At 72.8% G+C, this 13568-nt stretch carries 14 protein-coding genes; 9 read left to right on the plus strand and 5 right to left on the minus strand.

Annotated features, from left to right (window positions below):
* Positions 1–71 precede the first annotated feature (71 nt).
* The 5 genes from sigE (at position 72) to ABZ567_RS08290 (ending at position 4781) form a co-directional block, all read left to right on the plus strand.
* Entirely contained in the window at positions 72–830 is a 759-nt protein-coding gene (sigE, locus tag ABZ567_RS08270) for an RNA polymerase sigma factor SigE (RefSeq protein ID WP_078623434.1), read from the plus strand.
* Positions 827–1780 carry an anti-sigma factor gene (locus tag ABZ567_RS08275; RefSeq protein WP_360785904.1) on the plus strand — a complete coding sequence of 318 codons (954 nt, stop codon included), beginning with the start codon at positions 827–829 and terminating at the stop codon, positions 1778–1780. The genes sigE and ABZ567_RS08275 overlap by 4 nt, the downstream gene beginning before the upstream one ends.
* 77 nt (positions 1781–1857) lie before the next feature.
* Positions 1858–3537 (plus strand): trypsin-like peptidase domain-containing protein, encoded by a 1680-nt coding sequence (locus ABZ567_RS08280; protein WP_360785906.1) that lies wholly within the window; start codon positions 1858–1860, stop codon positions 3535–3537.
* A 99-nt stretch (positions 3538–3636) separates the two neighbouring features.
* Positions 3637–4080 (plus strand): sec-independent translocase, encoded by a 444-nt coding sequence (locus ABZ567_RS08285; protein ID WP_360785908.1) that lies wholly within the window; start codon positions 3637–3639, stop codon positions 4078–4080.
* 74 nt (positions 4081–4154) lie between these two features.
* Positions 4155–4781: a hypothetical protein gene (locus tag ABZ567_RS08290; RefSeq protein ID WP_360785909.1), complete on the plus strand. Its 627-nt coding sequence runs from the start codon at positions 4155–4157 to the stop codon at positions 4779–4781.
* A 52-nt stretch (positions 4782–4833) separates the two neighbouring features.
* Here the strand turns inward: ABZ567_RS08290 and ABZ567_RS08295 are convergent, their stop codons facing one another.
* Genes ABZ567_RS08295 through ABZ567_RS08305 form a run of 3 tightly spaced genes read right to left on the minus strand, consistent with a single transcriptional unit; the run spans position 4834 to position 7848 of the window.
* A complete protein-coding gene (locus tag ABZ567_RS08295) occupies positions 4834–5967 on the minus strand; it encodes an Mrp/NBP35 family ATP-binding protein (RefSeq protein WP_360785911.1) in 1134 nt (377 codons plus the stop codon).
* 44 nt (positions 5968–6011) lie between these two features.
* Positions 6012–6575, minus strand: a complete 564-nt coding sequence (locus ABZ567_RS08300; protein WP_360785913.1) for a DUF1003 domain-containing protein — start codon at positions 6573–6575, stop codon at positions 6012–6014.
* A complete protein-coding gene (locus ABZ567_RS08305) occupies positions 6565–7848 on the minus strand; it encodes a CBS domain-containing protein (RefSeq protein ID WP_360785915.1) in 1284 nt (427 codons plus the stop codon). Before ABZ567_RS08305 ends, ABZ567_RS08300 begins: the two co-directional genes overlap by 11 nt.
* A gap of 283 nt (positions 7849–8131) precedes the next feature.
* Between ABZ567_RS08305 and ABZ567_RS08310 the strand changes: the two genes are divergently transcribed.
* Positions 8132–8893 carry a hypothetical protein gene (locus tag ABZ567_RS08310; RefSeq protein WP_360785917.1) on the plus strand — a complete coding sequence of 254 codons (762 nt, stop codon included), beginning with the start codon at positions 8132–8134 and terminating at the stop codon, positions 8891–8893.
* A gap of 6 nt (positions 8894–8899) precedes the next feature.
* On the opposite strand, the gene ABZ567_RS08315 is transcribed toward ABZ567_RS08310, so the two are convergent.
* Both ABZ567_RS08315 and ABZ567_RS08320 read right to left on the minus strand, forming a co-directional pair.
* Entirely contained in the window at positions 8900–9406 is a 507-nt protein-coding gene (locus ABZ567_RS08315) for a hypothetical protein (RefSeq protein WP_360785919.1), read from the minus strand.
* 24 nt (positions 9407–9430) lie between these two features.
* Positions 9431–10558, minus strand: coding sequence for a magnesium and cobalt transport protein CorA (locus ABZ567_RS08320; RefSeq protein ID WP_360785921.1), 1128 nt, complete (start codon positions 10556–10558; stop codon positions 9431–9433).
* Between the two features lie 421 nt (positions 10559–10979).
* On the opposite strand from ABZ567_RS08320, the gene ABZ567_RS08325 reads away from it, so the two are divergent.
* The 3 genes from ABZ567_RS08325 to ABZ567_RS08335 all read left to right on the plus strand — a co-directional run bounded on the left by ABZ567_RS08325 (position 10980) and on the right by ABZ567_RS08335 (position 13551).
* Positions 10980–11564 carry a suppressor of fused domain protein gene (locus tag ABZ567_RS08325; RefSeq protein WP_360785923.1) on the plus strand — a complete coding sequence of 195 codons (585 nt, stop codon included), beginning with the start codon at positions 10980–10982 and terminating at the stop codon, positions 11562–11564.
* A 226-nt stretch (positions 11565–11790) separates the two neighbouring features.
* Positions 11791–12429: a DUF6758 family protein gene (locus ABZ567_RS08330; protein ID WP_360785924.1), complete on the plus strand. Its 639-nt coding sequence runs from the start codon at positions 11791–11793 to the stop codon at positions 12427–12429.
* A gap of 258 nt (positions 12430–12687) precedes the next feature.
* Positions 12688–13551, plus strand: coding sequence for a PHP domain-containing protein (locus ABZ567_RS08335; RefSeq protein ID WP_360785926.1), 864 nt, complete (start codon positions 12688–12690; stop codon positions 13549–13551).
* Positions 13552–13568: the final 17 nt, after the last annotated feature.

Consider the following 13568-nt stretch of genomic DNA (forward strand, 5'->3'; position numbering starts at 1 on the left):
GGGGACAGCCGGGCGACCGGGTTCCAAATTCGCGTAAAGATTCTTATCCGGAGCTAACGGGCGAGGTGGCTATGGTAGGGGCTCCGCTGGACACCACCAGAGCCGACAGGGGAGGTGCGGCTGCGCCTGTGGATCGGGGAGGAGTGCTTCGGCGTCTTCTCAGGTCGGCGGGTGAGCCGAAATCCGTGACCGACACCGCTGACCGTTTCCGCACCACCGATTCCGCACCCACCACCGCGACCTTCGCATCGGATGCGGAATCGCAGGCGTGGACTCCGCCCACCTGGGAGGAGATCGTCAGCACGCACAGTGGTCGGGTCTACCGCCTCGCGTACCGGCTCACGGGTAACCAGCACGACGCCGAGGACCTCACCCAGGAGGTCTTCGTCCGCGTCTTCCGCTCGCTGTCGACGTACACGCCGGGCACCTTCGAGGGCTGGCTCCACCGCATCACCACCAACCTCTTCCTCGACATGGTCCGCCGCAAGCAGCGCATCCGCTTCGACGCGCTCGCCGACGACGCCGCCGAGCGACTGCCCAGCCGCGAGCCCTCCCCGCAGCAGGTGTTCAACGACACCCACTTCGACGCCGACGTGCAGCAGGCCCTCGACACCCTCGCGCCCGAGTTCCGCGCCGCGGTCGTCCTCTGCGACATCGAAGGACTGTCGTACGAGGAGATCGCCGCGACCCTCGGAGTGAAGCTCGGCACCGTCCGCAGCCGGATCCATCGCGGGCGCTCCCATCTGCGCAAGGCCCTCAAGCACCGTTCCCCCGAGGCCCGGGCGGAGCGTGCCCTGGCCTCCGTCGGATGGGAGGCCGGGACAGCGTGAGCGGCACACGTCCCTCGTCACCGACCCCCGCGGAGCACCACCTCGGAGACCGGCTGGCCGCGCTCGTCGACGGCGAACTCGGCCACGACGCCCGCGAGCGGGTCCTCGCCCACCTCGCGACCTGCGCCCGCTGCAAGGCGGAGGCCGATGCCCAGCGCACCCTCAAGAGCGTCTTCGCCTCCGCCGCGCCCCCGCCGCCGTCGGAGGGTTTCCTCGCCCGTCTCCAGGGTCTCCCCGGAGGCCCCGGCGAGCCGGGAGCCCCCGGCGGACCGCGAGGTCCCCTCGAACAGATGCTGCTCGGCGCGGGCGGAGTGAAGTCCGACGGCTTCGCCACGGCGGCGGTCGTGACCCCGCAGTCGCCGGGGACCGGCTTCCGCATCCACGGGGTCGGCGACCGCGCGCCGGGAACCTCCGGGCGCGGGCGGCGCTTCGCCTGGGCGGCGGCCGGCGCCGTCTCCTTCGCCGCGATCGCCCTCGGCGGCACCCTGCCCCTCGAATCCTCGGTGAACGCGAGCGGGCGCGGCGGCCAGGGCTCGGGCAGCGCGGTCACCCCGCTGCGTGCCACCGCCGCGGGCCCGGGCGGCGGCTCCACCGTCATCCGGGGCACCCGCTCCGGCGAGCGGTCCGGCGCCCAGTCCGTCGGCGCGGGGCAGGCGGCTCCGCTGTCTCCCGGCGCTCCGGTGGCGCTGCCGCACGGTCCGGTGGCCCCGCACGGGCCGATCGCGGCGGGTGACCCGGGCACGGTTCCGGCGGGTGCGGTGCCCCCGGACGCGGTGCGCTCCGCCGCCGCCCCCCTGTCGGCGGTGCGACTCCAGCGGTCCGCCCCGCAGTCGCTCCTTCCGCTCTCGCCGTTCATACGTCCCACGGGCCCGGCCCTCCAACTGGCCTTCGCCCCCGGGCCCAGCCCGGCGCCGAGCCCGACGACCGCACCGCTCGGCTCCCACCGCTGACCCGCGACCTGGTTGAATCCAGGGACACGGGCGCCCGACCCAGGGGCGCGGACGGGTCAGCGGGCTGCGGGGAGAGCATGGACAACGGGAAGCCGAACTGGTGGAGCCGGCCTTCGAGCACGCCGGAGGCGGCGCGGATACCCTCGCCGCCTCCGGCCGGCGAGGCCACCGACCGCCCCGGCGGGGGCGGAGCCGACGACGGTGACTTTCCCCTGCCCGCGCCGCAGCCCCCGGTGGTGACGGAGGCGGCCGGTGCGCCACATGTCACTGACGAGGCCGGTGCGCCCGGTGCGGCCGACGTGACCCTTGCGGCGGAGACGGCGGCGTCGCCCGAGCCCCCGACGGTCGCGCAGCCCGTGCCCGGACCCCTGCACGCGCCCGACGAGTACCGGACGCCGCCCTACGGGGAGCCCGGCCCCTGGGCGCCCGCCCCGCCCGTACAGCTCCCGTCGGCCCCCGTACCGCCCCAGCAGGCCCACATGCCCCCCGTACCGCCGCAGGCACACCCCCAGGCTCACCCGCAGCCTCAGCCCCACCCCCAACCTCAGGGTCACCCCCAGGCCGCTGGTGCGCCCTGGGTGCAGTACGACCCCTGGGGGGTCGGCGGGGCCGGGCTGCCGCCCGCGCCCGTGAAGAAGTCCCGCAAGGGGCTCGCGGTCGTGGGAGCGCTGGTCTTCGCCCTCGTCACCGGCGTCATCGGCGGCGGCATCGGCGCCTACGTCGAGCGGAACGGCGGGCTCACCACCGTCGAACTCCCGCAGGCGGACGCCGGGGACACCGACCGCGCCCCCGAGAGCGTGGCCGGGATCGCCGCCAGTGCCCTGCCCGGCGTGGTCACCCTGCACGTCAAGGGCGGTGGTTCGTCGGGCACCGGCACCGGCTTCGTCCTCGACACCAAGGGCCACATCCTCACCAACAACCACGTCGTCGACTCGGCCGAGTCCTCGGAGGACATCTCGGTGACCTTCTCCAGCGGCGAGACCGCCCGCGCCAAGCTCGTCGGCAAGGACACCGGTTACGACCTGGCCGTCGTCCAGGTCACCGGCGTCTCCGGCCTCAAGCCGCTGCCGCTGGGCAACTCCGACAACGTCCGCGTCGGCGACCCCGTCGTCGCCATCGGCGCCCCCTTCGACCTCTCCAACACGGTCACCTCCGGGATCATCAGCGCCAAGGAGCGCCCGATCACCGCGGGCGGCGAGAAGGGCGACGGCAGCGACGTCAGCTACGTCGACGCGCTCCAGACCGACGCCCCCATCAACCCGGGCAACTCCGGCGGCCCGCTCCTCGACTCCAAGGCCCGGGTCATCGGCATCAACAGCGCGATCCGCGCGGCCGGCGGCGGCTCGGGCGAGGGCGACGGCGCCGGCGCCTCCCAGCCCGGCTCCATCGGCCTCGGCTTCGCCATACCGATCAACCAGGGCAAGCGCGTCGCCGAGGAACTCATCAACACCGGCAAGGCCAGCCACCCCGTCATCGGGGTGAGCCTCGACATGCAGTTCAACGGCGACGGGGCCCGCGTCGGCGAGAAGGGCAAGGACGGCTCCGCCTCCGTCACGCCCGGCGGCCCGGCGGCCAAGGCCGGGCTCCGGCCGGGCGACGTCATCACCAAGGTCGACGGCCAGCGCGTCCACAACGGCGAGGAGCTGATCGTGAAGATCCGCGCCCACCGTCCGGGCGACCGGCTGGAGCTCACCCTGACCCGCGGCGGCAAGGAGCTGACGAAGACGCTGACGCTCGGTTCCTCGCAGGGCACCTGAGCGCCATGTGACGGACACCGCGAGGTACCCGCCCGGCGGTTTCGGCGGGTACCGTGGACCGGGGCCTGGGCCCTTGACCCGGCATGAAGGAGCTACTACGTGTTCAGCGACATAGGCGCACTCGAGCTGGTGGCGCTCGTGGTCCTCGCCGTGCTCGTCTTCGGGCCGGAGAAGCTCCCGAAGGTGATCCAGGACGTCTCGCGCTTCGTGAAGAAGGTCCGTGACTTCTCCGACAGCGCGAAGGAGGACATCCGCAGCGAGCTGGGCCCGGACTTCAAGGACTTCGAGTTCGAGGACCTCAACCCCAAGACGTTCCTGCGCAAGCAGATGGAGCAGAACGACGACCTTCGTGAGCTCAAGGAGCTGCGCGGCAGCTTCGACCTCAAGAAGGAGATGAACGACGTCGCCGACGCGGTCCACGGCCGCGACGGCGCCGCCACCGCCGCGCCCGCCGCGGTCAACGGCTCCTCTCCCGACCTGCTCAAGAAGCAGGACAAGCCGGACACCGGAGAGCGTCCGCCGTACGACTCCGACGCGACCTGACGACGGGCTGTCACCGACCCGACGCGTCGCGGTGGCTATCCTCGCTCTGTTGACGGAACGAGGAGGCGGCCGAGATGGAGACCACGAGTCGGGTGGAGGGCGTGCCGACGGCCCGGCGGACCGCCGAGGGCTATCTGCGCGCGCAGTTCGCCTGGTACGGCCTCGACGAGGCCTTCACCGGGCCCCGCTGGCTGATGCAGGTCGGTACGGCGGCGGACGGCAGCGTGCAGCACGGGTCGACCGGGCACGGCGACACGCCGACCATAAAGTCGGACGCGAGCGCGGCGGAGAAGGAGCGGTTCGCGGTCGTCGTGACGGTCGGGGCGAGTCCCGTGCGCCGCAGCGGTGACGGGACGGGCGTCCTCGACGCCACCACCGTCGCCTCGGCGGCCTGGCTGGCCGGGTCGGGGCTGCTCGTCCACACCTGGCCCGCCTCGCTCGACCACGCGACGCGGGACAACTGGCTGGACCAGCAGACCGAGACGGCCTTCGAGCTGGCCGACGACCTCGACGGACCGGAGTGGTCGACGCTGTCGCTGCCGGTGGACGGGGTGCCGATGCCGTTCCACTACCGGGAGTCGGAGTTCGGCTGGGTCCTCGCCGGTTCCGCCGCGGGCGTCCACATCGGGGCGTACGGGCGGGGCATGAGCGCGTACGGGCTCGGGTTCTCGCAGATCAAGGACCTCGACGCGTACGCCTGACGGTACGGCGGAGGGCGCCCCCACGGGGGCGCCCTCCGTCACGTCCTGAACCTCAGAACTTGTTGCGCGGCGTGATGCCCAGGCTCATGCCCGAGAGGCCGCGCTGGCGGCCGCCGAGCTTGCCGGCGATCGCGCGGAGCGCCGCGCCCGCCGGGGAGTCGGGGTCGGAGAGGACGACCGGCGTGCCGTCGTCGCCGCCCTCGCGGAGCCGTACGTCGATCGGGATCGAGCCGAGGACCGGGACGCTCGTGCCCGTGGTCTGCGTCAGGCCGTCCGCGACCTTCTGGCCGCCGCCCGAGCCGAACACGTCGACCATCTCGTCGCAGTGCGGGCACGGCAGGCCCGCCATGTTCTCCACGACGCCGACGATCTTCTGGTGCGTCTGGACGGCGATCGAGCCGGCCCGCTCCGCGACCTCGGCCGCGGCCTGCTGCGGGGTGGTGACGACCAGGATCTCCGCGTTGGGGACGAGCTGCGCGACCGAGATCGCGATGTCGCCGGTACCCGGGGGCAGGTCGAGCAGGAGGACGTCCAGGTCCCCCCAGTACACGTCCGCGAGGAACTGCTGGAGCGCGCGGTGCAGCATCGGGCCGCGCCACACGACCGGGGCGTTGCCCGGGGTGAACATGCCGATGGAGATGACCTTCACGCCGTGCGCCGACGGCGGCATGATCATGTTCTCGACCTGGGTCGGACGCCCGTCCGCGCCCAGCATCCGCGGCACGCTGTGGCCGTAGATGTCGGCGTCGACGACACCGACCTTCAGCCCGTCCGCGGCCATCGCCGCCGCCAGGTTCACGGTGACGGACGACTTGCCGACACCGCCCTTGCCGGACGCCACCGCGTACACCCGGGTCAGCGAGCCGGGCTTCGCGAACGGCACCTCGCGCTCGGCGCCCGTGCCGCGCAGCGCCGCCGCCAGCTCCTTGCGCTGCTCGTCGCTCATCACGTCCAGCGAGACGTCGACGGCGGTGACGCCGTCGACCCGGGAGACGGCATCCGTCACGCGCTGCGTGATGGTGTCGCGCATCGGGCAGCCGGAGACGGTCAGGTAGACCGTGACGGCGACCCTGCCGTCCGGCTCGATCTCCACCGACTTGACCATGCCGAGCTCAGTGATCGGTTTGTTGATCTCGGGGTCGTTCACCGTCGCCAGTGCTTCGAGCACCGCGTCTTCCATAGCCATACCGACGATGGTACGGCGCCGACCACCGGCCCATGAAAGGCCTGTCAACGGTCGGGTACGTCACTTCCCCGGGTACCGTCCGCCGGGAATAGATCCCGGCGCTCCTCCAGCTCCTTGATGAGGTCCTGGAGTTCCGACCGGATCCAGTCGCGCGTGGCGACCTCGCCGAGGCCCATCCGCAGCGCCGCGATCTCCCGGGTCAGGTACTCGGTGTCGGCGATCGACCGCTCGTTCTGCTTCCGGTCCTGTTCGAGATTGACCCGGTCCCGGTCGTCCTGCCGGTTCTGGGCGAGCAGGATCAGCGGCGCCGCGTACGAGGCCTGGAGGGACAGCGCGAGCGTCAGGAAGATGAACGGGTACTCGTCGAACTTCAGCGACGCCGGCGCGAAGATGTTCCACGCGACCCAGAGGATGATCGTCAGGGTCATCCAGACGAGGAACCGACCCGTCCCCAGGAACCGGGCGATCCGCTCCGACATCCGCCCGAAGGCCTCGGGGTCGTACTCCGGAAGCAGCCTGGCCCGGCGCTCGCGCGGCAGGTCGAGCCGGATGCGGGGACCCGGCCGGTCCCGCTCGCGCTCCCGGTCCTGTGTGCGCTCAGCCGCCATGCCCCGCCCCCTCCTCGTGGAACTCGGTCTCCCGCCAGTCCTCCGGCAGCAGGTGGTCGAGCACGTCGTCGACGGTGACCGCGCCGAGCAGCGAACCGCCCTCGTCCACCACCGGCGCCGCGACCATGTTGTACGCGGCGAGATAGCTGGTGACGGCGGGCAGCGGGGTGTCCGGGCCGAGCGGCGGCAGATCGCTGTCCACGAGCGAGCTGACCAGAGTGAACGGCGGATCGCGCAGGAGCCGCTGGAAGTGCACCGTGCCCAGGTACTTGCCGGTCGGCGTCTCGTCCGGCGGCCGGCACACGTACACCTGGGCGGCGAGGGCCGGGGACAGGTCCTGCTGCCGGACCCGGGCGAGCGCGTCCGCGACCGTGGCGTCCGGCCGCAGCACGATCGGCTCGGTCGTCATCAGACCGCCCGCCGTGCGCTCCTCGTACGCCAGGAGCCGGCGCACGTCGGCCGCGTCGTCCGGCCGCATCAGCGTAAGGAGCCGCTCCTGGTCCTCCTCGGGCAGCTCGGACAGCAGGTCGGCCGCGTCGTCGGGGTCCATCGCCTCCAGGACGTCGGCCGCGCGCTCGTCCTTCAGCTTGCCGAGGATCTCGATCTGGTCGTCCTCCGGCAGCTCTTCGAGGACGTCGGCGAGCCGGTCGTCGTCGAGTGCCGCCGCCACCTCGGCACGCCGCTTCGGGGAGAGGTGGTGCAGGGCGTTGGCGACGTCGGCGGGACGCAGCCGCTCGAAGGTGGCGACGAGGTTCTCGGCGCCCTGCCCGTGCTCCTCCAGGGAGAAGCCGGTGACGGCCGACCACTCGACGGTCAGGGTCTCGCCCTTGCGGCGCAGCGCCCCGCCCTTGCCGCGCCGGACGAAGACCTTGTCGATCTCCCAGTCGCGGCGGGCCGGCAGCTGCTGGATGGCGACGTCGAGGACCGTGACCTCCTCGCCCTCCTGCCCGCCGGGACCCACGAGCCGGACCCGCCGGTCGAGGAGTTCGCCGAGGACGAGCCGCTCGGTGGGGCGCTGTTCGAAGCGGCGCATGTTGACCACGCCGGTGGTGATGACCTGGCCGGACTGGACGCCGGTGATCCGGGTCATGGGGACGAACACCCGGCGGCGGCTGAGGACCTCCACCACCATGCCGAGCAGCCGCGGCGGCCTGCGGCCGACCCGCAGCATGGCCACCAGGTCGCTGACCCGGCCCACCTGGTCGCCGACGGGGTCGAATACGGGGACCCCCGCGAGGTGGGAGACGAAGATCCGGGGGGCGCCTGCCGCCATGCCACGCGCCTCCTCGGTGCCGCACGATTCGAGTCCAAGCCGGAGTTCTACCGGGTTCAGGCTAGCCCGCCCGGTTCCCAGCCGCCCCGGCAGTGCCTCCGTACGGCTGCCGCCGGGCCCTTCCCCTGGCCCGGGTACGCTGCGAGCTGCCGTTCCCCCCCCGTCGGCGCCCGCACCGGACCCGGCCGTTCCGCCGGTCCGGGAACACGGTAGTCTCCCCGGCCCCGGCAGTCCCCACGGGCCACGGCCCGCCGCCCCCCCCACGACACGAGAGGCAGCGCAGATGACCGCCCGTACCCCGTCATCGCGTATCCGCAGGGCTGTGACGCCCCTGGCGCTCTGCGCCGGACTGACGGTGGGACTCACGGCGTGCGCCGCCGACCCGGACGAGGGGACCAACGGGGTCGGGAAGCTCTCCGCGCCCGAGATCGAGGGCAAGGCCCGGTCCGCCGCGGACACGGCGAAGGCGGTACGGCTCGCCGGAAGCCTGGTCAGCAAGGGCGACACCTTCAAGCTGAACATGCGCCTCAAGCAGGACGGCGCCACCGGCTCGGTGACGACGAAGAACAGCACCTTCGAGCTGCTCCGGGTCGGTGAGGCGCTCTACCTGAAGGCCGACGCGGGCTTCTGGGCGCACGACGACGCCCAGGACGGCGACACGCCGACGGAATCGGACGCCGAGGCCGCCGACAAGCTCGACGACATGTACGTGAAGGTGCCCCAGGGCGACCCCTCGTACAAGCAGCTGCGCGGCTTCACCGACATGGGCCTGCTCCTCGACGGGCTCATCGGCCTGCACGGCGAGAAGGTCAAGGGCGACCGGGACCAGATCGGCGGGATCCGTACGGTCAGGGTCAAGGGCGGCGAGGGCGGGGAGGGCGGCGCCCTCGACGTGGCCCTCGACGGCACCCCGTATCCGCTGCGGTTCGCACGGGGCGGGGGAGCGGGCGTCGTGGTGCTCTCCGAGTGGAACCAGGACTTCCCGCTCTCGGCGCCGTCGAAGGAGGAGACCCTCGACTACGGCAAGCAGCTGCCCCGGACGTAGATGGCCCTAGCGGCGGCGGCGCTTCAGCAGCAGTTTCGGGAGGCCGCCCGGGACCGTGTCGCGGGTCGTGGCCGCCGAGGGCAGCGGTACGGCGGCCAGGGAGCCGTCCGGCAGCTCCGTGGTCGCCTCGCGCGGGTCGAGCCGCAGCACCCGGCACTCGCGCGCCCAGCGCCCCGTCATGGCCTCGCCGTCGGGCGCGTTGAGCCGCTTGCCCTTGAGCTCGGCGACCGCCGCGTCCCACTCCTCGGTGCCGGGGGCGAGCTCGCGTACGGCGGCCGTCCAGGCGACGAGCCGGCCGCCCTTGTCCTTGCTGCGGACCGTCACCTCGGCCGTACCGCCGTCGAGGAGACCGGGCAGCGGCTGCTCGCCGGGGCCGTCGCCGACCACGCACGCGGCGCCGTCGTGCCAGACGTGCCAGAGCGCGCGGGCGGGCCCGGTGCCGCGCACCCAGACGAGGCCGGACTTCTTGGTGGCCTCCTCGACGAGGGCGCCGGTGAGCAGCGTGTCGGTCATGCCCGAAGCCTAACGGCAGCCGTCCTACAGCCAGCCGTTGCGCTTGAGGGTGCGGTGGATGGTGAAGCAGACCGCGATGATGCCGGTCAGCACCATCGGGTAGCCGTACTTCCAGTGCAGTTCGGGCATGTGGTCGAAGTTCATGCCGTAGACGCCGCAGACCGCCGTGGGGACGGCGACGATCGCCGCCCACGAGGTGATCTTGCGCATGTCCTCGTTCTGCGCGACGGTCGCCTGCGCCAGGTTGGCCTGGAGGATCGAGTTGAGGAGTTCGTCGAAGCCGACGACCTGCTCCTGGACGCGGGCGAGGTGGTCGGCGACGTCCCGGAAGTACTTCTGGATGTCGGGGTCGACCAGCCGCATCGGCCGCTCGCTGAGCAGCTGCATCGGCCGCAGCAGCGGCGACACGGCCCGCTTGAACTCCAGGACCTCGCGCTTCAGCTGGTAGATCCGGCCGGTGTCCGCACCGCGCGTGGCGCCCTTCGCGGCCGGCGAGAAGACGTCGATCTCCAGCTGGTCGATGTCGAGCTCGACGGCGTCGGCGACCGCGATGTAGCCGTCGACCACATGGTCGGCGATGGCGTGCAGCACGGCGGAGGGGCCTTTGGCGAGCAGCTCGGGTTCGCCCTGGAGGCGGTGCCGGAGGTTGCGCAGGGAGCCCTGGCCGCCGTGCCGGACGGTGATGACGAAGTCGGGGCCGGTGAAGCACATGACCTCGCCGGTCTCCACGACCTCGCTGGTCGCGGTGAGTTCGGCGTGCTCCACGTAGTGGATGGTCTTGAAGACGGTGAAGAGGGTGTCGTCGTACCGCTCCAGCTTGGGCCGCTGGTGGGCGTGCACCGCGTCCTCGACGGCGAGCGGGTGCAGCCCGAACTCGGCCGCGATACCGGCGAATTCGGCCTCGGTCGGCTCGTGCAGACCGATCCAGGTGAAGCCGCCGCTCTCCCGCACCTCGCTCATCGCGCCCCGCGGGGTGAGGCACTCGCTGTCCTCGACGCGCTCCCCGTCGCGGTAGACGGCGCAGTCGACCACGGCCGTCGAGGCCGAGTGGTCGCGGGTGGGGTCGTACGAGGTGTACGTGGTGGGGGTCTTGCGCAGGGGGTGCCGCAGGCTCGGGCGGACGGCTGCGCGCAGGTCACGGATCATCGACATGGGCATGCTCCTTCACGGAGAGCCGTCGGCGACCGTGGCACAGCCCGGAATGGGGACGTGGTGTGACGTCGTCCACAAAGCGGGCGGCACCGGGGGATCGCGGTGACGGCGTTCGCTACAGACAGGCAAAGGCGAGATGCTCTTCCGTCGTGCGAGATGCCGGGGAGAGAAGTCCGTACGGCGAGGTACGGGCCGGAATCACCGGTGGGTCGTACGCACCGGGCTCGGGTGCGGGGCGGAAGAGCGGCTGGTACTGCCCGACCGACTTCGGTCCATCGCAGCCCCACCTCCTCCGGCCGGTCCCCCGTGAGGGATGACGTGTGACGAGTAGTCGGGAGTCCCGACCAGCGGCCAAGACTATCAGCCGACTGAGGGTCAATCCCTGACTTTGCCCGTTCCATACGCGCTTTATGCTCAGCCCATGGGAGAAGTTCTTGCTCTGGTCGAGGCCCGGTTGCGGACGGCGCTCGGAGAACCGGACGCGCGGGCCGCGGTGACGTTCCTCGGCACGGACCGGATCGAGGTGCTCCGCTTCGTCGACGGCGACGTCGTGCGGTACGCGACCCTCGGCATGTCCGCCCAGCCGATGGCCGACCCGACCGCCGCCCTCGCCGACCCGGTGAAGGGCCCGCGCGCGGAGCTCGTCCTCACGGTGCGGGGCGGCCTCGCCGAGACCGACAAGGTGCTGCGCCCGCTCGCCGTCCTCGCCGCCACCCCGCAGGTCGAGGGCGTGATCGTGGCCCCCGGTGCCTCGCTCGACGTCGGCGAGCCGCTCTGGCCGGGCGCCGCCTTCAGCTCCGTCCTGGTCGCCGAGTCGGGCGGCCTCGTCGAGGACCTGGACCTCGACGACCCGATGGACCCGGTGCGTTTCCTGCCGCTGCTCCCGATGACCCCGAACGAGGCGGCGTGGAAGCGGGTGCACGGGGCGCAGGCCCTGGAGGAACGCTGGCTGGCGCGGGGCACGGACCTGCGCGACCCCCTGCGCCGGTCCGTGGACCTGGACTGAGCGCGGGGCCGTGGGTCCGGCGCCGGTGGCGCGGTCGCGCGGCCTGGATCGGGTGCTCGGTGTCCGGTGCCGCGCTCGCGCGGCACCGGATCGGGCGCGGTGGAACGGCTCGGATCGGGCGCCGGTCGGGCCCGGGGTGGCTCAGGGTGAACGGCACGGGCCGGACGGGTGATCGTCAGGTGGGCGTCCTTGACGCGCGGCCCGAGGGGTAGGACCGTTGAGCCCTATGAGGGGCGAACCCAGTTGTCCGAAGTGCGGTGGCCGGGTCAGGGCGCCCGGTCTGTTCGCCGACTCCTGGCAGTGCGACGTGCACGGCTCGGTGCATCCGCTCCAGCCGGTGATCCCGCCGAGCGTCGAGGCCCTCGGTGTCGTGGTGAACCGGTCCCAGGTGCCGGTGTGGATGCCGTGGCCCCTGCCCGTCGGCTGGCTCTTCACCGGAGTCGCCTACGCCGGTGACGACCGCAGCGGTGGACGCGCGACCGCCGTCGCCTGCTCGGGGCCCGGACCGCTCGGCGGCCTCGGTGAGCTGCTGCTCGTCGCGGAGGAGCTCGGAGTCGGCCTCGGCGCCCGGTACGCCGGCATCGACGGCCCCGATCCCGGCGCCGGCATGGCCATCGACAAGCCACCGCAGACGAAGGTGCTCGCCGCCGGACGGCCCACCCCGCTCTGGCACGTGAAGGACACCCCCCATGACCGGGCGGTCTTCGCGGGGGAGGCGCGGGGCCTGTGGCTGTGGGCGATCGTCTGGCCCGAGCAGTCCGGCCTGCTGATGTACGACGAACTGGTCCTGACGGACCTGCGGGACGCGGGCGCCGAGGTCGAGCTCCTGCCGTGCGGGGCGCTGACCCCGCGACTGCTCGCGTGACGGCGGACGACAGAGCCGACGGGGCCGGCGGACGGCGGCGGTGGGCGCGGCCGGGCCGACCGGTGGTAGCCGCGGCGCCCGGGCCGACCGGCGGCGGGCAACCGCGCGTCCGGGCCGCCTGGCGCTGACGGCCACGACCCGGCCGTCAGTTCGGGGTGGTAACGGGCGCCGCGGCCCATGGCTCCGTACAGCGCTGTGCGGATCGCCCGTTATGCTGGAGCGTCCCTCGTCCGCTGCCGAGCCCCCGGAGTCCGCGTCGTGCGCATCGATCTGCACACCCACTCCACGGCGTCCGACGGCACGGACTCCCCGGCCGAGCTCGTCCGGAACGCGGCGGCGGCCGGGCTCGACGTCGTCGCGCTGACGGACCACGACACCACCCGCGGCCACGCCGAGGCGATCGAGGCCCTGCCCGAGGGGCTGACCCTCGTCACCGGGGCCGAGCTGTCCTGCCGGATCGACGGCATCGGCCTGCACATGCTCGCGTACCTCTTCGACCCCGAGGAGCCCGCGCTCCTCGCCGAGCGCGAACTCGTCCGTGACGACCGGGTGCCGCGCGCGCGGGCCATGGTCGGCAAGCTCCGGGAACTGGGCGTCCCCGTCACCTGGGAGCAGGTCGCCCGGATCGCGGGCGACGGCTCCGTGGGCCGCCCCCACGTCGCCGAGGCGCTGGTCGAGCTCGGGGTCGTACCGGACGTGTCGGGGGCGTTCACGCCCGAGTGGCTCGCCGACGGCGGCCGGGCGTACGTCGGCAAGCACGAGCTGGACCCGATCGAGGCGATCCGCCTGGTCAAGGCGGCCGGAGGGGTCACCGTCTTCGCGCACCCGCTCGCCGTCAAGCGCGGCCAGGTCCTCCCCGAGGCCTCGATAGCGCGGCTGGCCGAGGCGGGGCTCGACGGCATCGAGGTCGACCACATGGACCACGACGAGGCGACGCGCGCGCGGCTGCGCGGGCTCGCGAAGGAACTCGGTCTGCTGACCACGGGCTCCAGCGACTACCACGGCAGCCGCAAGACCTGCCGCCTCGGCGAGTACACGACCGACCCCGAGATCTACGGCGAGATCACCCGCCGTGCAGCGGGGGCCTTCCCGGTCCCCGGCGCGGGGGGAACCTCCGTCTAGGGCGCGTCCGGCCCTGA

Source organism: Streptomyces sp. NPDC016459 (assembly GCF_040632845.1).
GTDB lineage: Bacteria > Actinomycetota > Actinomycetes > Streptomycetales > Streptomycetaceae > Streptomyces.